We start from the raw sequence: 24,127 nt of genomic DNA, 5'->3' as shown, positions 1-24,127 counted from the left end.
TCCGGGAGGGGCAAGACCCCATTTCGTCAAAATAAAATGGGGCTCGATTTGTCGGCCTCCTGTGCATTTCCGCAAGATTTATCAAATCGGGCCGTGCTACCGTGGCATCGGTTCCTGCCCTGACACGCCGATGACCATCGAAACGAGACCCGACCCGCCCGCCTGGATCCGCTACGCAGCGAGCGTGGCGCGCGTCCACGAGTACATCCGCGCGCACCTCGACGGCCCGCTCGACCTGAACCGGCTCGCCGAAGTCGCGTGCCTGTCGCCGTATCACTGGCAGCGCGTCTATCGCGCGCTGTACGGCGAGTCGATCGTGCTGACGGTGCGGCGGATGCGGATCGTGCGCGCGTCCGAGGATCTCGTGTGCACGGCGCGGCCGATCGACGAGATCGCGCGGCGCGCGGGCTACGGTTCGACGCATGCGTTCGCGCGGGCGTTTCGCGACGCGTACGGCGTGCCGCCTGCGCAGCACCGGCGCACGGGCAGCCACCGGCCCATCTATCCGTTACAACGAGGAGAGGAAGACATGTTCAAGCATGAAGTCGAGATCCGGCGGCTGCCGGAATTACACGGCTATGCGGTGGCGCACACCGGTTCGTACTTGAAGGTGGGGGACGCGTTCGCCCGGATCGGCGCGTGGGTCGGTCCGCGCGGGCTGATCGGGCCGGGCGCGAAGATGATCGGCATCTTTTACGACGATCCGGACACCACGCCCGAAGCGCAGTTGCGCGCGAAAGCGTGCTTCATGCCGGCCGATGGTGCGCCGGACATCGAACCCGCGCCGCCGGTGGAGCGCGTAACGGTGGCGGGCGGCGAATACGCGGTGCTGCTGCATACGGGGCCGTATGCGGACCTGAAGACGGCCTACCAGTGGCTCTACGGCGACTGGCTGCGGCATTCGGGCCGTGAAGCCGCCGATGCGCCGCCGTTCGAGCTGTACCTCAATACGCCGATGGACGCGGCGCCGGCCGACCTGCGCACCGAGATCTACCTGCCGCTGCGCTGATCGAAAGGCCGGTGGCGACAGCCCCGGCCCTGAAACGAAGCGCGCCGGCCGGCGTTCGCACGCCGCCAGCGCGAATGCGCTGACCAACCGACTCAAGCAGCCTGCGTCCCGCACCCGGGACAGAACCGCGCGTCGGCCGCCAGTGCCGAGTGGCAGCGGCTGCAGGACTTGCCGCGTTGCGCGGCGCCGCACTGCGCGCAGAAACGCGCATCCGACGCGTTGAGCGCACCACAGCCCGCGCAGGCAACCTGACTCAGCGGCACGTTGCCGCCGCTTTGGCCGCTTCGACTGTCGGCCGGCGCCTGCCAGCCCCAGCCGTAACGATCGCGGCCGCGCGCCTCGTGGCCGCCGTGGCCACCGTGGCCGCCGTGGCCGTCCTGGCGCTGCCCGCCGTGATGCCCGCCGCCATGGCCGCTGTTGTTGCCATGTCCGCCGCCATGGCCGCCCAGGATTCGTTTCAGAAAGCTCATCGCCTGCTCCTCAACGCTTGGCCTGCGCGCTGCCGAACGCCCCCGAGGACGACAGCAGCCGCAAACCGTTGGCCACGACGATCAGGCTTGCGCCCGCGTCGGCGAAGACCGCCATCCACATCGTGCCGAGCCCCGCGACCGTAAGGCCGAGGAACACGATCTTCACGCCGAGCGCGAAGCCGATGTTCTGCACCAGTACGCGATGCGTCGCACGCGACAGCCGCACGAACGCGGGAATCTTGCGCAGGTCGTCGTCCATCAGCGCGACGTCGGCCGTCTCGATTGCGGTGTCGGTGCCCATCGCACCCATCGCGAAGCCGATGTCGGCGCGCGCGAGCGCCGGTGCGTCGTTGATCCCGTCGCCGACCATCCCGACCGCGCCCGTGCCGCCGGCCGACAGTTCCTCGACCGCCGCGAGCTTGTCTTCCGGCAACTGGTTGCCGCGCGCATCGTCGATGCCGGCCTGCTGCGCGATCGCCTGCGCGGTATGCGGGTTGTCGCCGGTCAGCATCGCGGTGCGGATGCCGAGCGCATGCAGATCGGCGATCGCTTCACGGCTCGTGTCCTTGATCGTGTCGGCCACCGCGAAGATGCCGAGCACGCGCGCTTCGTCGACCAGCACCACGACGCTCTTGCCCTGCCGCTCGAGCGCATCGAGCTTCGCTTCGAGCGCCGGCGAGCAGCGCTCGAGCTCCTCGACGAGCCGGTGGTTGCCGAGCCAGTAGCGCGTGCCGTCGATCGTGCCCTGCACGCCGCGCCCGACGATCGCTTCGAAGTCCTGCACATCGGCGAATGCCGTCGTGCCGGCGTCGCGCGCTGCAGTTGCGATCGCCTGCGACACCGGATGATCGGAGCGCGCCGCCAGGCTCGCGCCGAGGTGCCGCACACGTGCCGCATCGGCGTCGGTCGCATGCAGGTCGAAGTCGGTCTGCACCGGCTTGCCGTGCGTGATCGTGCCGGTCTTGTCGAGCGCGAGCCACGCGAGCTTGCGCCCTTCTTCCAGGTACACGCCGCCCTTCACGAGAATCCCGCGTCGCGCCGCGGCCGCGAGGCCCGACACGATCGTCACCGGCGTCGAGATCACCAGTGCGCACGGGCACGCGATCACCAGCAGCACCAGCGCGCGGTAGATCCAGTCGTGCCATGCACCGCCCATGACGATCGGCGGCACCACCGCGACCAGCAGCGCGACCGCGAACACGATCGGCGTGTAGACGCGTGCGAACTGGTCGACGAAGCGCTGTGTCGGCGCCTTCGCACCTTGGGCTTCCTCGACCGCGTGAATGATCCGCGCGAGCGTCGAGTTCGCCGCGACGGCCGTCACGCGATAGTCGAACGAACCCGATTCGTTGATCGTGCCCGCGTACACGGCGTCGCCGGTCGTCTTTTCGACGGGCAGGCTCTCGCCGGTGATCGGCGCCTGGTTCACCGTCGAGCGGCCGGCGACGACTTCGCCGTCCAGCCCGATCCGCTCGCCCGGCTTCACGCGCACGACTGCACCGAGCGCCACCTGTGCGGCCTCGATCGTGCGCCACGACCCGTCGGCGTCCTGCACGGTCGCGGTATCCGGCGCGAGCTGCATCAGGCCCTGGATCGCATTGCGTGCGCGGTCGAGCGACTTCGCTTCGATCAGCTCGGCGATCGTGAACAACACCATCACCATCGCTGCTTCCGGCCACTGGCCGATCGCCATCGCGCCCGTCACCGCGATGCTCATCAGCGCGTTGATGTTCAGGTTGCCGTTGCGGATCGCGATCCAGCCCTTCTTGTACGTGGTGAGCCCGCACGCGAGCACCGCCGCGAGCGCGAGCGCCGCCGCGAGCCACACGGGCAGGCCCGCCCAGGTCGCGCCCTCGGACGCGATCGCAGCAACGCCGGCCAGCGCCAGCGGCCACCACGGCTTCGCGGGCGCGTCGGCGGCGCGGGCGGCCGGTGCGCCTGCCGTTGCCGCCTCGGGCGTCATCCCGAGCGAGCGGATCGCGCTTTCGATCGCGGGCTGGGCATCCGGCACGTGCTCGACGGTCAGCATCCGCTGCATCAGGTTGAATTCGAGCGCCGACACTTCGCTCATCCCGCCGAGCTTCTTGCGGATCAGCGTTTCCTCGGTCGGGCAGTCCATCTGCATGATCCGGAACGCGGAGCGCACGTGGCCCGACGCGGTCGCCTGCGCGACCGGCAGCGGCGCGAGCGTCAGCGCGGCAGGCGCGCAGCAATCGCCGGCCGCGTGGTCGTGGTCGTGGTCGTGGTCGTGGTCGTGGTCGTGGTCGTGGTCGTGGTCGTGGTCGTGGCCGGCATGGTCGTGCGCGGCGCTGCCGTGTGCACAGGCGGTGCCATGGACATGCCCGTCGCCGTGCTCGTGCGCAGGGCCATGACCCTGGTCGTGATCGTGTTCCTTGCCGCTGCCGTGGTTGCAACCGGCGCCGTGGGCATGGCCCTCTTCACGAACCGCATGCGCGTGATCATGATCATGATCATGGTCGTGGTCGTGGCTGTGGGCATGCGACTGCGCGCCGCGCGCTGCGGCGGCCTTGCCATGCGCGTGCTCGCCGGCCGTCGGCGCCGCCTCGGCGACGGTGGCCGTATCCGTATCGTGCGCGTCGGCGCAGCACGGAGCGGCGCCGCCGGCATGACGGTGTCGTGGGTCGTGGGTACGCTGGGCGTCGGTCATGACAACCTCCTCAATGGCTAACGGTGTAGAGTTAACACCCTGAAGCCACTACAAGGTCAACCCTTACACGGGAGAAAGGCATGAAGATCGGCGAACTGGCCAAAGCGGCCCGCTGCACACCCGAGACGATCCGTTTCTACGAGAAAGAGGGTCTGATGCCGGATGCGGAGCGCACCGACTCGAACTACCGCAACTACACCGACGTGCACGTCGAACGGCTCCGCTTCATCCGCAACTGCCGTGCGCTCGATATGGCGCACGACGAAATCCGCGCGCTGCTGCAGCTCACCGACACGCCGGCCGACCCCTGCGATTCGATCAATTCGCTGCTCGACGAGCACATCGGACACGTCGATGCGCGCCTCGCGGAACTCACGCATCTGCGCGACCAGCTCACCGAATTGCGCCGCCAGTGCGTCGGCGAACATTCGGTCGAGGATTGCGGCATCGTGCACGGTCTCGCGACGATGGAAACCGTCGCCCCGGCTGCGAAGCGCTCTCACCTCGGCTGAAATCCTTGTGAAATATGATAGTCTGGTTGAGAATAGTTATATTCTTACTAGATCTTGAATAACTATTCATGTCCATTAGTCGTCCGTCCCCGCTCGCGCTGGCCGTCCTCGCGACGCTTACCGAAACGCCGATGCATCCCTACGGGATGCTGCAGCAACTGAAGGCTCGCGGGTACGACGAAGTCGTCAACGTGCGCCAGCGCACCAGCCTTTACCAGACGATCGACCGGCTGCTGCGCGACGGGATGATTGCCGTGCACGACACCGAGCGCGACGGTGCGTTTCCGGAGCGCACGCTGTATGCGCTGACCGAGGCCGGGCACACGGCTGGGCAGGCGTGGCTGCATGCGTTGCTCGCGGAGCCCGCGCGTGAATTCCCGGCGTTCGGCGCCGGTCTCGCGTTCCTGCCGCTGCTCGACGCCGAAGATGCCCGCCACCAGCTCGAGCTTCGAATCACGCGGCTCGACGCGGAGCGCGAGCGCCTCGAAACGCTGCGCGCCACCGCACAGGCCGACCAGGTGCCGCGCCTGTTCCTGCTGCAGAACGAGCATGCGCTCGTGCTGCTCAATGCCGAACTCGACTGGGCGCGCAGCGTCGTCGAACACCTGAAGATCGGCGCGCTGCGCTGGGTGGACGGCTGACGCGTCGTGCTGGCCGGCTCCCGCCGGCAACGTGCATCGCACCGATCAAAGCACCTTGCCGGGATTCAGGATGCCGAGCGGATCCAGCGCGGCCTTCAGGCGTCGCATCAATCCGATTTCCGCGTCGCTGCGCGTATGCGCGAGATAAGCGCGCTTGAGCACGCCGATCCCGTGTTCGGCCGACACCGACCCGCCCATGTCGCGCACCACCGCGTACACGCAGTGATCGAGTGCATCGAGGTCCGCGTCGGTCATCCCCGCCAGCGACACGCCGATATGCACATTGCCGTCCCCGACATGGCCGAAGAACAGGCACGTGACGTCCGGCCAGCGCGCCCGCAACGCCGCCTCGCAGCGCTCGGCGAACACGCCGAGCTCGCCCGTCGGCAGGCTCACGTCGAAATTGACGAGATGCGGCAGCGCGTCGATCGCGAGGCCTTCGCGCAGCGTCCACAAGTCGCGCGCCTGCCGCTCCGACGTCGCGAGCACCGCATCCTCCACGAGCCCCGCGTCGAACACCGCCGCGAGACCGGTTTCCAGCGCCTGGTGCGCGTCACCGCCCGGCGCGCTCGTCGCGCATTCGACCAGTACCGCGAAGCCGTCGTCGCCGACGAACGGCGCCGAAACGCCCGGCGTATGACGCGCGACGTAGTCGTAGAACGCCGGCCACATCGCCTCGAAACTGACGACCTCCGGCAACATGCGCACGCGGTTCCACAGCGCGACCACCGCGTCGTAGTCGCGCACGCGGCAGAGCGCCGTGGCCGGTGCGGCCAGCAACGGATGCAGCCGCAGCACCGCACGCGTGACGACGCCGAGCGTCCCTTCGCTGCCGATGAACAGCTGCTTGAGGTCGTAGCCCGCGTTGTTCTTCAGCATCCGGTTCATCGACGACACGACCGTGCCGTCCGCGAGCACCGCCTCGAGCCCGAGCACCTGCTCGCGCATCATCCCGTAGCGGATCGCCCGCGTGCCGCCCGCGTTGGTCGCGAGCATGCCGCCGATCTGGCATGAGCCGCGTGCACCGAGATCGACGCCGAACGTGAAACCCGCCGCTTCCGCGGCTTCCTGCACCGTCTGCAACGGCGTCCCGGCGCGCACGGTCATCGTGCCGGCCGCCGCGTCGAGCGCCTCGATGCCCGCGAAGCGTTCCATCGACAGCACCACCTCGCCGCCCAGCGCGACCGCACCGCGCGCGAGCCCCGTCAGGCCGCCCTGCGGCACGACCGGCTGGCCGAGACGCGTGCACAGCGCGAGCGTGCACGACACGTCGTCGATGCTGCGCGGGCGCACCAGCGCACGCGGCCGCGCGCCGGCCGGCTCGTTGTACGCGGTGAAATAACGCGGATCGATGTCGGCCGAGCGCGTGACGAGCGCATCGCCCAGTTCGGCGACGAGCACGGCTTCGAGCCCGTCACCCGGCAGCGGCGCGCCGCCCCGATCGCTACCCGTGGCGGCCGTGTTCCGGTTCTGCATCGCGCGGCCCGCTTACTTCGCCGAGATGTCGATGTCGCCGAAATACTTCAGGCCGAGCGTCTTCACCGTCCCGTCCGCCTTCAGCTTGTCGATCGCCGCATCGAGTTTCGCCTTCAGCGCGCTGTCGCCTTTACGCAGCCCGAATGCGATGCCGTTGCCGAGGATCTTGTCGTCGCGCACCGGCTGGCCGACGAACGAGAAGCCCTTGCCGTCCGGACGCGACAGGAAACCGCGCTGGCCGGACGGTGCGAGCACGAGCGTCGCGTCGAGGCGCCCGGACACGAGGTCCGCGTACGCCTGGTTCTGGTCCTGATACGCGACGACCGTAACGCCGGCCGGCTCCCAGTGCGCCTTCGCGAAGGTTTCCTGGATCGACGCCTGCAGCACGCCGACGCGCTTGCCCTTCAGCGATTCCGGCGTCGGCAGCAGGCCGCTGCCGGTGCGGGCGATCAGCTGGGTCGGCACGCGATAGATGATCGTCGTGAAGTCGATCGCCTGGCGCCGCTGCTCGGTCGCGTTCATCGCCGAGTTGATGGCGTCGAACTTGCGGCCCTGCAGCGCGGGAATCAGGCCGTCGAACGACGTCTCGATCCATTTGCACGACAGCTTCGCCGTCTGGCAGACGGCATTGCCGACGTCGACGTCGAAGCCCTGCAGGTCGCCGTTCGGCGCTTTCGATTCGAACGGCGGGTATTGCGCCTCGAGGCCGAAGCGCAGTGTCTGCGCTTCGGCGAGCGCCGCGCCCGAGCCGATGGCGCACGCGAGTGCGAACGCGAGTTTCAAGGGGGCCGTGTGCTTCATCGTGATCTCCTGTGTCTGGTCGGTGCGACGTTCCCGTCGCCGGATGCCCGTCGCCTATTTCCGTACGGGCCTTACAGCGAACGCAGCCGCCGCGCGCCTTCGATCAGCGTCGCGTCGTCCTTCGAAAAACTGAGCCGGATCACACCGGCGTCGGTGCCGTCGGTGTAGAACGCCGACAACGGAATCGTCGCGACGCGCGCGTCGCGGATCAGGCGCAGCACGAAATCGCTGTCGCTTTCGTCCGAGAAGTGCCGGAAGCGCGCGAGCATGAAGAACGAGCCTTCGCTCGGCAGCAGCTCGAAACGCGAATCGGCCAGCTCTCGCGCGAGCAGGTCGCGCTTGGCCTGGTAGAACGCCGACAGGCCGAGGTAGCTGTCCGGCCGCGCGAGGATCTCCGCGAACGCGACCTGCATCGGCGTGTCGGCCGCGAACACCATGAACTGGTGCACCTTGCGGATCTCGTCCATCAGCTCGGCCGGCGCAAGGCAATAGCCGACCCGCCAGCCCGTCACGTGGAACGACTTGCCGAACGACGACACGATCACACTGCGCTCGGCCAGCTCGCGATGGCGCGCCATGCTCTGGTGCTGCGCGCCGTCGAACACGACGTGCTCGTAGACCTCGTCGGACAGGATCACGATGCCGGTATCGCGCGTGAGCTGCGCGAGCCGTTCGAGATCGTCGGCCGAGAACACGGTCGCGGTCGGGTTGTGCGGCGTGTTGACGATGATCATCCGCGTGCGCGGGTTGATCGCCGCGGCGACTTCATCCCAGTTCACGCGGAAATGCTCGGGCGACAACTTGATCGCCACCGGCGTCGCGCCCTGCAGCCGCACGATCGGCGCATAGCTGTCGAACGACGGCTCGAAGTAGATCGCCTCGTCGCCCGGATGCACGAGCGCGCTGATCGCCGCGTAGAGCCCTTCGCTCGCGCTGGCGATCACCGTGATCTCGGTGGCCGGGTCGTAGTGCGTGCCGTACAGCGCCTCGGTCTTCTCGGCGAGCCGCTCGCGCAGCGCCATGACGCCGGCCATGGGCGCGTACTGGTTGTGCCCGTCGCGCATCGCGCGTGCAACGCCTTCGACGAGCGCCGGATCGGGCGCGAAATTCGGCGCCCCTTGCGACAGGTTCAACGCGTCGTGGCGGGCAGCCAGTTGGCCGATCACCGTGAAGATCGTCGTCCCGACGTCGGGCAATTTCGAGCGGGGCGCGGTGGCGCTTCGCATGACTCCTCCTTCTGATGTCCTTCGGGCGGCCGCGCGCGACGCGCACGGCCTGCATCCGTCGCACGATTTAGCCCGAGCCAATATCGGCGGACAATCGAAAGTTCGTCATGGCGACCATGCATTTTTCTCATGGCTCGCCGCGAGGAGTACGCAGCGGCAAGGCAAGCCTGCCGGAGCGACATGCGAATCAGGCATTTCCCCTAGGAATGCTACCGGCCGGCCGCCGCCAGGTAGGCGAGCAGCACGGCCCGCAGTTCGTCGCGCAGCGCGGCGATGTCGAACGCGGGCCCGAGCGTCAGCAACGCCTGCGAAAGGCCGCCGTAGCAGATCGCGTGCGCCATCCGCGCGAGCCCATCGAGCCGCGCGGCCGGCGGCGGATCGGCCGCGTGCGCGAGCGCGTCGCGCCACAGCGCGACGTACGCGTCGTAATGCCGACGGTAGGCGGTGAGCGGCGACACCTGCCGCTCCAGCGCGAAGAGCGCGCCCCACAGCGCCGCGTCGGCGCCGATCGCCTCGACCTGCAGGTCGACGAGCGCGGCCGCCAGTTCGGCCCGTGGCGCGCCGTGCAGCCGCGCCACGGTGTCGCGCAGCCGGTCGGCCAAGACCAGCACGTGCCGGTGGATGCAGAGCGCCGCGAGGCTCTGCTTGTCGCCGAAATATTCGTAGAAGGTGCCGATGCTCACGCCCGCGACCGCCGCGATCTCGCGGATCGTCGCCTTCGCGTAGCCGCGTTCGAGCAAAAGCTGAACGAACGCCTGCTGCAGCGCGTCGGAACTCGCCTGCGCGCGCGACTGGCGCGGCCGGCGGCGCAAGGCGGGCGCGGGTTGCGCCGCCGGCTGGCCGGGCGGCGCCGGAACCTGAACATGTCGCGGCGGCATATTTGCTACTCTGGAAATCAGCAGGGCATGCGTTTTACCGGGGGCCGGAGCCGGCGCCGAAGCGTCATCCGTGCGGCATGACGCCGGCCGCCCGCGAAGCATGAGACCGGAGACACCTCGATGACCGAATCGACTCACGCCGTCACGAACCAGTTCGACGAACTGGTCGACTATAACCTCTTCACGACGGACATCGCGCTGCGCGACGCGCTCACCCGCGCGGGCGCCGACTGGGCCGTGCCGCAGCTCGACGCCTACGGCGCGCGGCTCGGCAGCGCCGACACCGCACGGCTCGCCGACGAAGCGAACCACCACACGCCGGAACTGCACACTTTCGACCGGCGCGGCCGGCGCATCGACCGCGTCGACTTCCACCCGGCCTGGCACACGCTGCTCGGCCAGTACCGCCACGAAGGCTTCGTGTCGCTCGCGTTCCGCGACACGCGCCGCGGCCGCTGGGCCGCGACGGCCGCCGGCTTCTACCTGCACGGCCAGATCGAGGCCGGCACGCTGTGCCCGGCGACGATGACGCAGGCCGCGATTCCCGTACTGCAGAAGGAGCCCGCGCTGTGGGACCTGCTGCGCGACAAGCTCTACAGCGACGACTACGATCCGCGCGACGTGCCGGTCGCCGACAAGCGCTCGATCTGGTTCGGCATGGGCATGACCGAGAAACAGGGCGGCTCCGACGTGCGCGCGAACACGACGCTCGCGACCGCCGTCGGCGCGGGCGGCCGCGGCGGCGAATACCGGCTGCGCGGCCACAAGTGGTTTTTCTCGGCGCCGATGTGCGACGCGCATCTCGTCGTCGCGCGCACCGAAGCCGGCAGCCCTTCGTGCTTCTACGTACCGCGCTGGCGGCCGGACGGCACGAAGAACGCGGTCGAGATCCAGCGGCTGAAGGACAAGGTCGGCAACCGCAGCAACTCGAGCAGCGAGATCGAGCTGAACGACGCGTGGGGCATCATGCTCGGCGACGAAGGCCGCGGCATTCCGACCATCATCGAGATGGCCACCTACACGCGGCTGAACTGCGTGCTCGGCAGCGCGGCGATGCTGCGCCAGGGCGTCGTGCAGGCGATCGCGTACACGCGCCAGCGCCACGCGTTCGGCCGCGCGCTCGCCGAGCAGCCGCTGATGCGCACCGTGCTTGCCGATCTCGCGCTCGAAAGCGAAGCGGCGCTGTCGCTGTCGATGCGTCTCGCCGACGCGTTCGAGCGCGACGACTCGCCGCGCGAACGCGCATGGAAGCGCATCGTCACGCCGGCCGCGAAATTCTGGGTGTGCAAGCGCGCGGTCGAGCTGACCGGCGAGGTGATGGAAGTGTTCGGCGGCAACGGCTACGTCGACGATGGCCCGATCGCGCGGCTGTTCCGCGAGGCGCCCGTCAACTCGATCTGGGAAGGCTCGGGCAACGTGATGTGCCTCGACGTGCTGCGCGCGATATCGCGCGAGCCCGACGCGGCCGCTGCGCTGTTTGCCGAACTCGCCGATCTCGGCGCGGGCGAACCGCGCATCCGCGCGGCGCTCGATGCGCTGCGCGCGATGCTCGCGGCGCCGGCCGACACGCTCGAGGCATCGGGCCGCGTGGTCGCGCAGCGGCTCGCGGTGGTCGCGCAAGCCTGCCTGCTGCACCGCGATGCGCCGGCGCCCGTTGCCGACGCATTCATCGCGACGCGGCTCGCCGCGCCCGACTGGGGCCGCATCGCGGGCGGCTTCGATCCGCACACGATCGACGTCGCCGCGCTGCTGCAGCGCGCGTACCCGGCCTGATGCCATTTCGGACAACGCAATACGACCCCGTTCGCCTTCGATCGCCCGCCCGGAGTTCCGATGAACCTCGTCGCCGCCCTTGATCGCGCCGCCCGTGCGACGCCCGACCAGCCGTTCCTCGTCAGCGAATCCGCGACGATCACCTATGCCGCCGCGCGCGAGCGCTCGCACCGCGCGGCAGCCGTGCTGAGCGCGCTCGGCGTCGCGGCCGGCGACCGTGTCGCCGCGATGTGCTTCAACACGCCGGCGTTCGTCGACCTGATGTTCGGCGCGTGGCGGCTCGGCGCGACGTTCGTGCCGGTCAACCACAAGCTGCAGGCGCCGGAAGTCGACTACGTGCTCGAACACAGCCGCAGCAAGGCGCTGCTGTTCGACGTCGCGCTCGCGCCGGTGGTCGAACGCCTCGTGCATCCCGCGCGGCGGCTCGTGACCGAAGGCGAACTCGACGGCGTGCCGTGCTTCGACACGCTGTGCGCGACGATGGACGGCCTCGCGGGCATCGAGCCGGCCGACGGCGACATCGCGCAGATTCTCTATACGTCGGGCACGACCGGCCACCCGAAGGGCTGCGTGCACTGCCACCGCACCGTGACGCTCGCGGCGATGCAGGCGGCGCTCGCGACCGGCATCGGCCGCCACGAGCGCACGCTGATGGCGATGCCGATCTGGCATTCGTCGCCGCTCAACAACTGGTTCGGCGGCACGTTGTACGCGGGCGGCACCGTCGTGCTGCTGCGCGAATACCATCCGCTGCGCTTCCTGCAGACTATCGAGCGCGAGCGCGTGACGCTGTATTTCGGTGCGCCGGTGTCGTACCTGCTGCCGCTCGACACGGTCGACGGCTTCGCGGCGTTCGACCTGTCGAGCGTGCGCGCCTGGCTGTACGGCGGCGGCCCGATCGGCCCCGCGCAGGCCGAACGTCTCGTGCGTGCGTATCGCAGCGATGCGTTCTTCCAGGTGTACGGCATGACCGAAGCAGGCCCGGCCGGCACGACGCTGTATCCGGACGAGCAGATCGCGAAGGCCGGTTCGATCGGCCGCACCGGCGGCCCGGGTGTCGACCTGCGCGTCGTGCGGATCGACGGCCTCGACGCGCACCCGGGCGAGACCGGCGAGATCTGGCTGAAGACCGACAGCATGATGCTCGGCTATCTCGACGATGCGGCCGCAACGCGCGCCGCGTTCGCGCCGCACGGCTGGTATCGCACCGGCGATATCGCGCGAATCGATCAGGATGGCTACCTGTTCATCGTCGACCGGCTGAAGGACATGATCGTGACCGGCGGCGAGAACGTCTATTCGAAGGAAGTGGAAGACGTGCTCGGCGCGCACCCGGACATCGCCGAGGCGGCCGTCGTCGGCGTCCCGCATCCCGAGTGGGGCGAGACGGTCGTCGCGCACGTGGTGCTGCGCGCGGGCACCGTGCCCGACGCGGATGCGCTGCGCGCGTTCTGCGGCGAGCGCCTCGCCGCGTACAAGATCCCGCGCGAATTCACGTTCGCGCAGGCGCTGCCGCGCACGCCGACGGGCAAGCTGCAGAAGTTCCTGCTGCGCGTGCGCAGGGACTGAGTATCCGCGATTGAGCTAGCGCATTCGCGCACGCGCGGTCAATGCAACAGGCAGAACGGAACAAGTAATAGAAGTTGCCAGCTCTAAATCATATTCGTCCGATTGATCGACGTTTCTTATCTGGAATAGCGTCTCTAGGCAGCCATTCCATTTACTGAGACAGGGAAGCCGGATGAAAAACGAACCCAAAGGACCGACCCATCTTTTCGCCACCGTTGGCGCACTCACGGAACGCGGTGGACGCGTCACCACCGCAACCAGCGGCCTGAACCTGGCAGGATTAGAAGTCGCCTGCGTCGGCGACGTAGTGAGCTATGACGACGGCAGCGAGGCCGCGATTATCGACGGCGCGGGAAACAACCATAGCGGAGGCAAGCCGTTCGCGCTGGTCGGCAGCCGGTTGAGCAACGGTGACCGAATTACCGAAACGCTGCGCACCTCATGGGGCATTCACGTGCGGGAGGGGCAAAGCGTTGCGGGCCTGTTCGATCCCACCTATGTGCCGCCACCCGCACCGCCTGCCTATAGATTGGCGGTACGTGGCGCGACAACAGCGCGCGGCGGTGCATTGCGCGAGCCGTCCGGCACATGGGAAGTAGCGCCGCACCTGGGCAAAGCTGCCACGGTGGGCGACCTGATCCATTATCCGGACGGTTCAACCGCGCGCGTTACGACCGGTCTGGGTTTGACCGACGGGCCCGACTTCGCGCCGCTCGCATTCGTTGGCAGCGAACTCGATAACGGCGACACGATCACCGATAGTCCCGAGCGACAAGGCGTAGCGTCGTCCGTTGTATTTGGCGTCGTCACCCGCTCGTCCATGCCTCGCTGAGGTAGCGTCCATGATTCGCTACTTTCTTGCCAAAGGCGACCGCGCCGGGGAAGCGGTCATTGTCGAAGGCCTCGACGGCGTGACCTGTTCCAATCCGCCACCGACGGTTCATATCGCCACACTCGACATGAAGACCTACTGCTCGGCCTGCAAGCGCGAAGGATACATCGCACCGCAAGGGCCACGCTGGCCCGGTACCGGCCCGAATGGCAAACAGTGGGCATTGAGCGGGGATATCAATGTCTGCGGATGCAACCCACCGCCGATCTTCTACGCTGAGCGCGGCATGCGGATGACTTTTACTGCAGGAGAGACTGCGACGCTGACTGGGCGCCAACCTGATGCAGCCCATCTGCCGTTTGCCTCATCGGATGCCGTACATGACGAGCAATTTACGTTGCTCGATGATGCGCACCGCCCGCTCGTCAACGTTCGCTATCGAATCGTCACCGACACCGGCCAGATCTTCGCAGGCACCACGGACGCGGCCGGGCAAACACATCGAATTGCCACCGACGCCGCAGCATCTCTGAAAATCTATACGAAGGGGCATTGACGCGATGAGCGGTTTTTCGAGAAATAAATACGACTTCGAAGTTCAGGAAAGCGAAGAATGGGTCCTCGTCCATTCGGGGGCCGTCACCAACACCAATCCGGGGTCCATGGTCTATATATCAATCAACACGATGCCAATTTGCCCCAACATGAGTAACAAGGCATTCAGATCCCTAATAATGCGACTACGGGACACCGCGGTGATCTTAATTGAGGAGCGCATATCGGATCTGGCGCGATGGGATAAAATTGCCCGAGATAGAGTGCAATTCTGGTTTGGCCGAAGCGACGAAGCGATACGTCAAAAACTAAGTTTCGGCCTCCCTAGGCTCGCTGCGGCTATGTGCGAACTGCAGCCCGAGAAGATCATCAGATGGGACGAACAAAGCCAGCGGCAACTTACATGCTCAGTGGCCCCTGATACTGGCGCAAATGACGCGGCTGTATGCAAGCCCGATTCGGCACGTCGAATAATCGCGATCTACCCGCATTTCTGCACTGTCGAGGATGTTTACGTTGCCGGAAACTGCAAATTGAAAATTCTCATTCACGAATGTTCCCATTACATTGACACATTCGATTCGGACGACGTCAACTATGGGTTTGCTCGAGGGATCGGATATTGGGCACAAGCAAATCCAGAAGGTGCAGATAGAAATGCAGACAGCATTGCATGCTACATCGCGCACTTTGATGACATAAGTGAATTCTTAAAAAAGAATATTTGGTGATTGAATGATAAAATTTCTGATTCCCGTTGCTGCGCTTGCTGGTACCGCTTTTATTCAACACGCAAGCGCTTGTACGATATCGGAACACATGCTCGAAAGCGTGCCCCTGAATTATCCCGGTATTCCAAATGCATATCGAATAAAGATGGTGGATATGGTTTTGGCTGCGCGGCAATGGCCCGATGTTGAAGTGCAGGCGCAAATTATCGCCAGCGCATATGTCGGCGAACGCAACTCCTTGAATCTGGCAAAGTCAAGAGGTGACCAGCTGAAAGACTTCCTGATACAGCTCGGCATCAAGCCTCAATATATCTATGTCGACACGCACGTCAATCGAATTACATACCCAATCGATAGCACCGGCCATGGAGGATACTTGCAGCTCGGCGTGAGTCTTCTGCCTTTCTGCAAAAATGGATGTGGAAATTTATGCGACGCTCCGGCGTCTCGTCGACAACAAAACTCACCAAATAATAAACTATGAAATTAATTGCTGGCCTATGCGTCGTCGCGTCTAGTCACGCATCTGCGTGTGTCGCAAGCGAAAATTTCGATATCCATTTTCCGAAAAACAGTTCATATGTATCGAATTCTGAAATCGTCCGCACTGCAAACTGGACAGCAGACCAGAAAATCGCCTACGCACGTCATGTAAACAAGGAAACAACGCTGATTAGCGGCCATGCCGAGGAAAGTGAACAAAGCGCACTGCCCCTTGCACAATCGCGAATGCAATCCGCGTATGCGCTGCTGAAGCAATTCGGTTTTCTACGCGGAACCATTAAGACGAGCGCCCGCGTCTATTCGCATGGGGACGTGGATAATGGGCGGCGTGTGGAAATTTCCTTCCTGCCCGATTGCCCCAACAAGTGCTGTGAAGATAAGTAACCTCGCACTGCCGCCGGTCGCATCGATGAGGCATTGACGTACACACGCGGCGCACCCGTCGGAAAATACCTAAACCGTTGAATCATCGCCGGCAAGAGCCGTATGTACTACCTGGCCGTGCACCACCAAAGAAAAAGCCACCCGGCCCGACGGCCCGGTGGCTTTTTCGCATGATCGACGGGGCGGCGCCATGCGCCGCCGCCTGCGCGTCACATCAAAGGCTGCTTACTTGCCACCGATGCTCTTCAGCGGCTTCCACTCGCCCTTCTCGACCTTGTACATCGTGATGCCGCCGTTCTTCAGGTCGCCCTTCGCGTCATACGCGACGTGCGTCGACGTCACGCCGGCCATGTCAGTCTTCGCGAGCACCGGCAGGTACTTCGCCGGATCGGTCGAATCGGCCTTCTTCATCGCGTTGAACAGCGCCATCGCACCGTCGTACGCATACGGCGAGTACGTCTGCACGTCTTCGCCGAAGCGCTTCTTGTACTTGTCGGCGTACGTCTTGCCGCCCGGCATTTCTTCCAGCGGCAGGCCTGCCAGCGAAGCGATCGTGCCGTCCGCCGCGGTGCCCGCGATCTTCAGGAACGTCGGCGTCTTCACCATTTCGCCGCTCATCAGCGGGGCGGTGATGCCGAGCGTCTTCATCTGCTTGACCATCGGTGCCGCCTGCGAATCCGCGCCGCCGTAGTAGACGAGATCCGGCTTCGCCGCCTTCAGCTTGGTCAGGATCGCCTTGAAGTCAACAGCCTTGTCGTTCGTGAATTCACGGTCGACGATCGTCGCGCCGCCGGCCTTCGCGGCCTTCTCGAACTGGTCGGCGAGACCCTGGCCGTAGGCCGTGCGGTCGTCGACGATCGCGATCTTCTTCATGCCGAGATCCTTCGATGCGAACGTGCCGGCCACCGAGCCCTGCTGCGTGTCGGACGTCATCATGCGGAAGGTCGTCTTGTAGCCCTGCTGCGTGTATTCCGGTGCGGTCGCCATCGCGATCTGCGGAATGCCCGCGTTCGCGTAGATGCGCGAAGCCGGGATCGTCGTGCCCGAATTGAAGTGGCCGAGCATGCCCTTGATGCCGTCGTCGACGAGCTTCTGCGCGACCGTCGTGCCGGTGCGCGGGTCAGCCTGGTCGTCCTGCGTGTCGAGCACGAACTTCACCGGCTTGCCGCCGATCTTCGGGCTCGTCGCGTTGAAATCCTCGATCGCGAGCGCGATCCCGTTCTGCATATCCTTGCCGTAGTGCGCCTGCGCGCCCGTCATCGGCCCTGCGTAACCGATCTTCACGTCATCCGCATGGGCCGTCCCCGCCAGCGACATGACCGCGACGAACGTCGCGCCTGCCAGCTTTTTCATCGTGTGTTGCATAGCATCTCCTTGGTACCAGGGTAAATGGAGCGGCTTCGGGATCGCCTAGCCGCTTCCTTTGTTTGATCCGAACGGCAAGGATGATCAGCCGATCGTCATCAAATTCGCATTGCCACCCGCCGCGGCCGTGTTCACGCTCACCGAGCGCTCCGTCAGCAGCCGTTCCAGCGCGTAATCTTCCGCATCGCCGTTCTCGAACGCGCCCACCGACACGCCCTGCACCGACACGATCGGGCCCGGCCGCTGCGCGACGTCCTTCACGAGCGTCTGCAGTTCGTCGCTGTCGCCTTCGAACAGCACCGCGTCGAACGGCGCGTCGGCCTGCTTGCGCACGGTCGCGTGAGCCTTCAGCGAGGCCGGCAGCGCGGCAACCAGCGCCTCGCCGGCCGCACCCGCGAACAGCGCGCGGTTACCGGTCGCCAGCACCGCCGCGAACTGCGCGCGCGCACCGCCCGGCGTCGCCGCGACACACAACACCGTGCCGCGCGGGCCGAGTGTATACGTGTTTCGCTCGCCCGTCGGACCGGTCAGCACCGCGGTTGCGCCGGCCGGCACCTGCGCCAGGTAGCCGTCGCAACGTGCCGCCAGTGCCGGCTCGCGCTGCTCGATCAGCCAGTCGCGCAGCGTCGTGAGCGCCGCCGCCGGGTTGCCGCGTGCGTCGCCCTCCACCGCACCGTCCGCGATCAGCATCTGCGCGAGCGAACGCGGCAGGCCCGACGGCCGCGTCGCGAGCAGGCGCTGCAGGTACAGCGCGCCGCCGGCCTTCGGGCCCGTGCCCGACAGCCCTTCGCCGCCGAACGGCTGCACGCCGACCACCGCGCCGATCACGTTGCGGTTCACGTAGATGTTGCCGACGTGTGCATTCGAGATCACGTGCGCGATCGTCTCGTCGATCCGCGTGTGGATGCCGAGCGTCAGCCCGTAGCCGGTCGCGCGGATCTGCTCGAGCAGTTTGTCGAGCTGGCTGCGGCGGTAGCGCACCACGTGCAGCACGGGGCCGAACACTTCGCGCTTCAACTCGTCGATGCTGCCGATCTCGATCAGCGTCGGCGGCACGAACGTGCCGTGCGCGCAGGCTTCCGGCGCAGGCAGTTGCGTGACCGCGTGGCCCTTGTCCTTCATCGCCGCGACGTGCGTGTCGATCGTCTGCTTCGCTTCGGCATCGATCACCGGGCCGACGTCGGTCGACAGCCGGTCGGGGTTGCCGAGCGCCAGCTCGTGCATCGCGCCCTTGAGCATCGTCAGCGTGCGGTCCGCAACGTCGTCCTGCAGACACAGAACGCGCAGCGCCGAACACCGTTGACCGGCCGAGTCGAACGACGACTGCATCACGTCCGCGACGACCTGCTCCGCGAGCGCCGACGAGTCGACGATCATCGCGTTCTGGCCGCCCGTTTCAGCGATCAGCGGAATCGGCTTGCCGTCCGGGTCGAGGCGCGCGGCGAGCGTCTTGTTGATCAGCCGCGCGACTTCGGTCGAACCGGTGAACATCACCGCGCGGGTACGCGCGTCGGCCACCAGCGCCGCGCCGACGGTCTCGCCGGTGCCCGGCAGCAGCTGCACCGCACCGGCCGGCACGCCGGCCTCGCGCAGCAGGCGCACGGCTTGCGCAGCGATCAGCGGCGTCTGTTCGGCCGGCTTCGCGAGCACCGTGTTGCCGGCGGCCAGTGCCGCGGCCACCTGGCCCATGAAGATCGCGAGCGGGAAGTTCCACGGGCTGATACAGACCACGGGGCCGAGCGGACGGTGCGTGTCGTTCGAGAACTCGTCGCGGATCTGTGCGGCGTAGTAGCGCAGGAAGTCGACCGCTTCGCGGATTTCGGCGATCGCGTTCGGCAGCGATTTGCCGGCTTCGCGCACGATCAGGCCCATCAGCGTGTGCATCTGCGCTTCGAGCAGGTCGGCCGCGCGCACCAGGCAATCGGCGCGGGCATCGACCGGCGTCGCCTGCCAGATCGGCGCGGCGGCCACCGCGTGCGCGAGCGCCGCGCTCACGTGTTCGGCCGTCGCTTCGCTGACCGTGCCGACCAGATCGCGCTGATCGGCCGGGTTGCGCACGTCGCGGGGCGGCGCGTCGGCGAGCGTGTCGTCGGCGAGCATCGGCGCCGCACGCCACGGGAAATGCGCACTTGCGAGCAGCGCCGACGACAGCGACGCGAGACGGTGTTCGTTCGACAGGTCGAGGCCCATCGAGTTGGGGCGCTCGTCGCCGTACAGGTTGCGCGGCAGCGGGATCTTCGCGTGCGGCGCGCCGAGCGGCACGACCTTCGATGCCTCGTCGACCGGATCGGCAACCAGCTCCTTCACCGACACCGATTTATCCGCGATGCGGTTCACGAACGACGTGTTCGCGCCGTTCTCGAGCAGCCGGCGCACCAGGTACGCGAGCAGCGTCTCGTGCGTGCCGACCGGCGCGTACACGCGGCACGGGCGGTTCAGCTTGTCGCGGCCGGTGACTTCCTCGTACAGCGGCTCGCCCATCCCGTGCAGGCACTGGAATTCGTACTGGCCCGGGTAGTAGTTCTGGCCCGCGAGCTGGTAGATCGCGGCCAGCGTGTACGCGTTGTGCGTCGCGAACTGCGGATACACGGCGTCCGGCGCCGCGAGCAGCTTCTTCGCGCACGCGAGGTACGACACGTCCGTGTAGATCTTGCGCGTGTAGACCGGATAGCCTTCGAGGCCGTCGACCTGCGCGCGCTTGATCTCGGTATCCCAGTACGCGCCCTTCACGAGGCGGATCATCAGGCGGTGACGGCTGCGGCGCGCGAGATCGATCAGGTAGTCGATCACGAACGGGCAGCGCTTCTGGTAACCCTGCACGACGAAGCCGATGCCGTTCCAGCCCGCGAGATCCGGATCGAAGCACAGCGCCTCGAGCAGGTCGAGCGACAGTTCGAGGCGGTCGGCTTCTTCGGCATCGATGTTCAGGCCGATGTCGTAGCGGCGCGCGAGCAGCGCGAGCGCGCGCACGCGCGGCAGCAGCTCGCTCATCGTGCGGTCCTGCTGCGAGCGCGAGTAGCGCGCGTGCAGCGCCGACAGCTTGATCGAGATGCCCGGGCCTTCATAGATCCCGCGGCCGCCGGCCGCCTTGCCGATCGCATGGATCGCCTGTTCGTACGACGCGTAGTAGCGCTGCGCGTCCTCTTCGGTCGTTGCCGCTTCGCCGAGCATGTCGTACGAGTAGCGGAAGCCGCGCGCTTCGTACTTGCGGCTGTTCGCCAGTGCTTCGGAAATCGTCTCGCCGGTGACGAACTGCTCGCCCATCAGGCGCATCGCCATGTCGACGCCCTTGCGGATCAGCGGCTCGCCGCCGCGGCCGATCAGGCGCGTGAGCGCCGACGACAGCCCGGCTTCGCTGTTGGTCGTCACGAGCTTGCCGGTGATCATCAGCCCCCACGTGGCCGCGTTCACGAACAGCGACGGCGCGTGGCCGACGTGCGAGCGCCAGTCGCCCTTGCTGATCTTGTCGCGGATCAGCGCATCGCGGGTCGCGCGATCGGGAATGCGCAGCAGCGCTTCGGCGAGGCACATCAGCGCGACGCCTTCCTGGCTCGACAGCGAGAACTCGTGGATCAGCCCTTCGACGCCACCGCCGGAGCTCTTCTCGCGCAGCGCCTCGACGAGCTTCGTCGCGAGCGCCTGCACGTCCGCCTGCAGGTTCGCGGGCAGGCGCGCCTGGCCGAGCAGGAACGGCACGCATTCCGGCTCGGGGCGGCGGTACGCCGCTGTGATCGCCGCGCGCAGCACCGATTGCGGTTGCACGTTCTGCGCGAACTCGAGGAACGGATGCGGCGAGTTGTCGTCGTCGCCGTCCGCGGACTGACCGTCGGCGAGCTCCGTCACGCCGCTGTGGCCCGACAGCTCGGGCGGCAACTGGCCGTGCTCGATCCGTTCGAGATACGCGAAGATCGCCTGCTTGATCAGCCAGTGGGGGGTGCGCTCGAGACGCGCGGCGGCGTCCTTGAGGCGCGAGCGGAGAAGGTCGTCGACTTTGACGCCGAGAGTCGTGCTTGCCATGGTGGGTTCGTGCGCCGGTGCGAGCCCGGCAATGTGGTGTGAGAGGATGCGCGAAATCCTACGGCACGCAATAAAAAGGTGCAACCGAATTACGAGATGGGTTGCACCCTTAGGTTACTCAATATAATCAGCCACTTATGCGGTTGCAACCTAGGAGTTGCCCGTGGTCGGAGGCTCGGTGTTTTCCCTGATCGGGCTGCTTTGACATGCGTGCGCAACCTTCCGCGCGCGTCGCGGCGGACGAAAACGGGTTGCACTGGGTATGGGGGACGGTGCGGCGCCCGGGCGCGGCCGGGCGGCAAGAGATGGTTCGCGGGTACCCGGCCCGGCGGCCGGGGGTGCAACGCAGCGGCAAGCAGCACGGTGGCCGCATGCCGCGCCGCCGCTCAGCTCAGATATCCAGCGGATCGACCTCGACGCTCCATCGCAGCACGCCCTTCAGCGCGCGCAGCTCAGGCTGCCATGCGCGCAGCGCATGCTGCAGCGCCGCCCGCGATGCGCTTTCGAGCAGCAACTGCGCGCGATGCACGTTCGCGACCTTGACGATCGTCATCGGCACCGCGTCGTAGACCGTCACGCGATCGGCGCCCGGCAGCCCCGGCAACGCGGCCGCGGCTTGCAGCAGGAACGCGAGCGCGGCGTCGAGCGTGCGCCCTTCGGCGCGCAGCAACGCCTGGTAGACGAATGGCGGCAGGTGCGCGTCGCGGCGCTCGCCGAGCGTCGAATTCGCGAAGCCGACGTAATCCTGCCGCCCGAGCGCGTGGTACAGCGCGTGACGCGGGTAACGTGTCTGCACGAGCACTTCGCCCGGCAGCCCGGCGCGGCCCGCGCGGCCGCTCACCTGCATCAGCTGCGCGAACAGCCGTTCGCTCGCGCGGAAGTCGTGCGAGAACAGCGCGGTGTCGGCATTGAGCACGCCGACGAGCGACACGCGCTGGAAGTCGTGCCCCTTCGCGATCATCTGCGTGCCGACGAGGATATCGACCTCACCCGCATGCACGTCGGAAAAGAGCGCCTGGGCGCTGCCCTTGCGGCGCGTGCTGTCCGCGTCGATGCGCAGCACGCGCGCGCCCGGCACGGCTTCGGCGAGCGCTTCCTCGATCCGTTGCGTGCCGCGCCCGAGCGGCGCGATGTCGACGTTGCCGCACTCGGGGCACGACCGCGGAATGCGCGATTCCCAGCCGCAGTGATGGCAGCGCAACGCATGCTCGGGCTTGTGCAGCACGACGTACGCGCTGCAGCGCGGGCAGCCGGCGACCCAGCCGCACGCGTCGCACGCGAGCTGCGGCGCATAACCGCGCCGGTTCAGGAACACGAGGCTCTGTTCGCCGCGCTCGAGCCGCGCCTTCAGCGCCGCGACGAGCGGCCCCGACAGCCCGCCCATCGACGCGCGCCCGCGGCGCCGCTCCTCTTCGAGGTCGATCAGCCGCACGGTCGGCAGCGTCGCGTCGGCCACCGCGCGACGCGACAGCGTGAGCCGCGTGTAGCGGCCCTGCTCGGCCTGCCACCAGCTTTCGAGCGACGGCGTCGCCGAGCCGAGCACGACCGTGATGCCGAGCTGCTTCGCGCGCCACACGGCGAGATCGCGCGCCGAATAGCGCAGCCCTTCCTGCTGCTTGTAAGCGGGCTCGTGCTCCTCGTCGACGACGATCAGCGCGAGCGTCGGCATCGACGCGAGCACCGCGAGGCGCGTGCCGAGCACGATCCGCGCGCGGCCCGTATGCGCGGCGAGCCAGTTGCGCGCCCGCTCGCCCTCCGCGAGCCCGCTGTGCAGCGTGACGATCGCGTCGTCGGGGAGCGCCCCCGCGAAACGCGCGCGAAACGCGGCTTCGAACTGCGGCGTCAGGTTGATTTCGGGAACGAGCACGAGCGCCTGCGCATCCGGCCGCGCGTCGAGCAGCGACGCGAGCGCGTGCAGATAGACCTCGGTCTTGCCGCTGCCCGTCACGCCGTGCAGCAGGAACGGCGCGAAGCCCTGCGCGGCGCGGATCGCGTCGAGCGCCTCGGCCTGCTGGTCCGTGAGCGCCGGCGGCACAGTTCGTCCACCGGCTGCCAACAGGTTATCCACAGCTTTGGGCACAGGCGCATCGGCCCAGCCGATCTCCTCGACGTCGACCCAGCCGCGCGCCGCCCAGTCGTCGAGCGTGGCCGCCGCCTTCGGGTGCAGCGCGCGCGCGTCGGGCAGCGCCAGCGAGCCGGTGTCGACCAGCGCCTGCGCGAGCCGCCGCAGCGCGGCCCCGCGCGCGGGCAACGCGTCGGGCAGCGCCGCGCGGCCGGTTTCCGTCGGCCGGTAACGCACCTCGGGCGCGAGCAGCCGCCCCCAGCGCCCGGCATCGCGCAGCGCCTGCGGCAGCGCCGGCAGCGCGACCTCGCCACGCCCGCGCTGGTAGTAATCCGCGGCGAACGATACGAGCGCGAGCCAGTCCGGCGACAACGGCGGCAGGTCGGTGCAGATCGCGTCGATCGCGCGCAGCCGCGACGGTGGCACGTCGGTGTGAGTCGTCACTTCGCAGACGAGCCCGACGGCCTGCCGCTTGCCGAACGGCACCTGCACGAGCGTGCCGGGCCCGGGCGCCGGTTGCGCGTCGCAGCGGTAGTCGAACAGGGTGGCGAGCGGATGGTCGAGCGCGACGCGCAGATAGGTGCCGCTCATCCCCACGCTCCGGCGGCGGCGTGCGCCGCATGGGCCTGGACGGCCGACATCCGCGCCCGCATC

General features: G+C 67.3%; 20 protein-coding genes. 11 read left to right on the top strand and 9 right to left on the bottom strand.

Going from position 1 to position 24,127, the window contains the following annotated elements; all coding sequences use genetic code 11:
• Positions 1-130 precede the first annotated feature (130 nt).
• Positions 131-1,009, top strand: a complete 879-nt coding sequence (locus FFS49_RS16690) for an AraC family transcriptional regulator (protein WP_105815495.1) — start codon at positions 131-133, stop codon at positions 1,007-1,009.
• Between the two features lie 92 nt (positions 1,010-1,101).
• Here the strand turns inward: FFS49_RS16690 and FFS49_RS16685 are convergent, their stop codons facing one another.
• A complete protein-coding gene (locus FFS49_RS16685; RefSeq protein ID WP_105815468.1) occupies positions 1,102-1,479 on the bottom strand; it encodes a zinc ribbon domain-containing protein in 378 nt (125 codons plus the stop codon).
• A gap of 10 nt (positions 1,480-1,489) precedes the next feature.
• A complete protein-coding gene (locus FFS49_RS16680) occupies positions 1,490-3,598 on the bottom strand; it encodes a heavy metal translocating P-type ATPase (protein WP_224755989.1) in 2,109 nt (702 codons plus the stop codon).
• 27 nt (positions 3,599-3,625) lie between these two features.
• On the opposite strand from FFS49_RS16680, the gene FFS49_RS42590 reads away from it, so the two are divergent.
• From FFS49_RS42590 to FFS49_RS16670, 3 genes are all read left to right on the top strand, one after another.
• Complete coding sequence (locus tag FFS49_RS42590; protein WP_226285478.1) at positions 3,626-4,168, top strand: hypothetical protein; 543 nt, start codon at positions 3,626-3,628, stop codon at positions 4,166-4,168.
• A gap of 59 nt (positions 4,169-4,227) precedes the next feature.
• A complete protein-coding gene (cadR, locus tag FFS49_RS16675) occupies positions 4,228-4,659 on the top strand; it encodes a Cd(II)/Pb(II)-responsive transcriptional regulator (protein WP_011350541.1) in 432 nt (143 codons plus the stop codon).
• A 68-nt stretch (positions 4,660-4,727) separates the two neighbouring features.
• A complete protein-coding gene (locus tag FFS49_RS16670) occupies positions 4,728-5,300 on the top strand; it encodes a PadR family transcriptional regulator (RefSeq protein ID WP_105815466.1) in 573 nt (190 codons plus the stop codon).
• A gap of 45 nt (positions 5,301-5,345) precedes the next feature.
• On the opposite strand, the gene FFS49_RS16665 is transcribed toward FFS49_RS16670, so the two are convergent.
• The 4 genes from FFS49_RS16665 to FFS49_RS16650 all read right to left on the bottom strand — a co-directional run bounded on the left by FFS49_RS16665 (position 5,346) and on the right by FFS49_RS16650 (position 9,681).
• Complete coding sequence (locus FFS49_RS16665; protein ID WP_105815465.1) at positions 5,346-6,776, bottom strand: FAD-binding oxidoreductase; 1,431 nt, start codon at positions 6,774-6,776, stop codon at positions 5,346-5,348.
• Between the two features lie 12 nt (positions 6,777-6,788).
• Entirely contained in the window at positions 6,789-7,577 is a 789-nt protein-coding gene (locus FFS49_RS16660) for an ABC transporter substrate-binding protein (protein ID WP_071335388.1), read from the bottom strand.
• Positions 7,578-7,648: 71 nt separating this feature from the next.
• Entirely contained in the window at positions 7,649-8,803 is a 1,155-nt protein-coding gene (locus FFS49_RS16655; protein ID WP_105815464.1) for a pyridoxal phosphate-dependent aminotransferase, read from the bottom strand.
• 209 nt (positions 8,804-9,012) lie between these two features.
• The gene (locus FFS49_RS16650) at positions 9,013-9,681 is read right to left on the bottom strand and encodes a TetR/AcrR family transcriptional regulator (RefSeq protein WP_105815463.1); all 669 of its coding nucleotides are present in this window, start codon (positions 9,679-9,681) and stop codon (positions 9,013-9,015) included.
• 120 nt (positions 9,682-9,801) lie between these two features.
• Here FFS49_RS16650 and FFS49_RS16645 point away from each other — a divergent pair, with 120 nt between their 5' ends.
• The 7 genes from FFS49_RS16645 to FFS49_RS16615 all read left to right on the top strand — a co-directional run bounded on the left by FFS49_RS16645 (position 9,802) and on the right by FFS49_RS16615 (position 16,029).
• Positions 9,802-11,454, top strand: coding sequence for an acyl-CoA dehydrogenase family protein (locus FFS49_RS16645; RefSeq protein WP_039351408.1), 1,653 nt, complete (start codon positions 9,802-9,804; stop codon positions 11,452-11,454).
• Between the two features lie 60 nt (positions 11,455-11,514).
• Positions 11,515-13,023 carry an AMP-binding protein gene (locus tag FFS49_RS16640; protein ID WP_105815462.1) on the top strand — a complete coding sequence of 503 codons (1,509 nt, stop codon included), beginning with the start codon at positions 11,515-11,517 and terminating at the stop codon, positions 13,021-13,023.
• A 172-nt stretch (positions 13,024-13,195) separates the two neighbouring features.
• Positions 13,196-13,855, top strand: a complete 660-nt coding sequence (locus FFS49_RS16635; protein ID WP_046547500.1) for a PAAR domain-containing protein — start codon at positions 13,196-13,198, stop codon at positions 13,853-13,855.
• Positions 13,856-13,865: 10 nt separating this feature from the next.
• On the top strand, positions 13,866-14,411 hold the full coding sequence (locus tag FFS49_RS16630; protein WP_105815461.1) for a hypothetical protein: 546 nt from the start codon (positions 13,866-13,868) through the stop codon (positions 14,409-14,411).
• A 4-nt stretch (positions 14,412-14,415) separates the two neighbouring features.
• Complete coding sequence (locus FFS49_RS16625; protein ID WP_105815460.1) at positions 14,416-15,141, top strand: M35 family metallo-endopeptidase; 726 nt, start codon at positions 14,416-14,418, stop codon at positions 15,139-15,141.
• 4 nt (positions 15,142-15,145) lie between these two features.
• Positions 15,146-15,625 (top strand): hypothetical protein, encoded by a 480-nt coding sequence (locus FFS49_RS16620; protein ID WP_137910032.1) that lies wholly within the window; start codon positions 15,146-15,148, stop codon positions 15,623-15,625.
• On the top strand, positions 15,622-16,029 hold the full coding sequence (locus FFS49_RS16615; RefSeq protein WP_105815459.1) for a hypothetical protein: 408 nt from the start codon (positions 15,622-15,624) through the stop codon (positions 16,027-16,029). The genes FFS49_RS16620 and FFS49_RS16615 overlap by 4 nt, the downstream gene beginning before the upstream one ends.
• Before the next feature lie 225 nt (positions 16,030-16,254).
• Here FFS49_RS16615 and FFS49_RS16610 read toward each other — a convergent pair whose 3' ends face one another.
• The 3 genes from FFS49_RS16610 to FFS49_RS16600 form a co-directional block, all read right to left on the bottom strand.
• Positions 16,255-17,394, bottom strand: a complete 1,140-nt coding sequence (locus FFS49_RS16610) for a branched-chain amino acid ABC transporter substrate-binding protein (protein WP_039351413.1) — start codon at positions 17,392-17,394, stop codon at positions 16,255-16,257.
• A gap of 84 nt (positions 17,395-17,478) precedes the next feature.
• A complete protein-coding gene (gene putA, locus FFS49_RS16605; protein ID WP_039351417.1) occupies positions 17,479-21,411 on the bottom strand; it encodes a trifunctional transcriptional regulator/proline dehydrogenase/L-glutamate gamma-semialdehyde dehydrogenase in 3,933 nt (1,310 codons plus the stop codon).
• A 391-nt stretch (positions 21,412-21,802) separates the two neighbouring features.
• On the bottom strand, positions 21,803-24,064 hold the full coding sequence (locus tag FFS49_RS16600) for a primosomal protein N' (protein ID WP_039351420.1): 2,262 nt from the start codon (positions 24,062-24,064) through the stop codon (positions 21,803-21,805).
• Positions 24,065-24,127: the final 63 nt, after the last annotated feature.

Source organism: Burkholderia sp. 4NA327C6 (assembly GCF_005502655.1).
In the GTDB taxonomy this organism is placed as follows: Bacteria; Pseudomonadota; Gammaproteobacteria; order Burkholderiales; family Burkholderiaceae; genus Burkholderia; species Burkholderia contaminans.
Note: the sequence above shows the minus strand (reverse complement) of the source record. Positions and strands in the feature narration are given on the sequence as shown.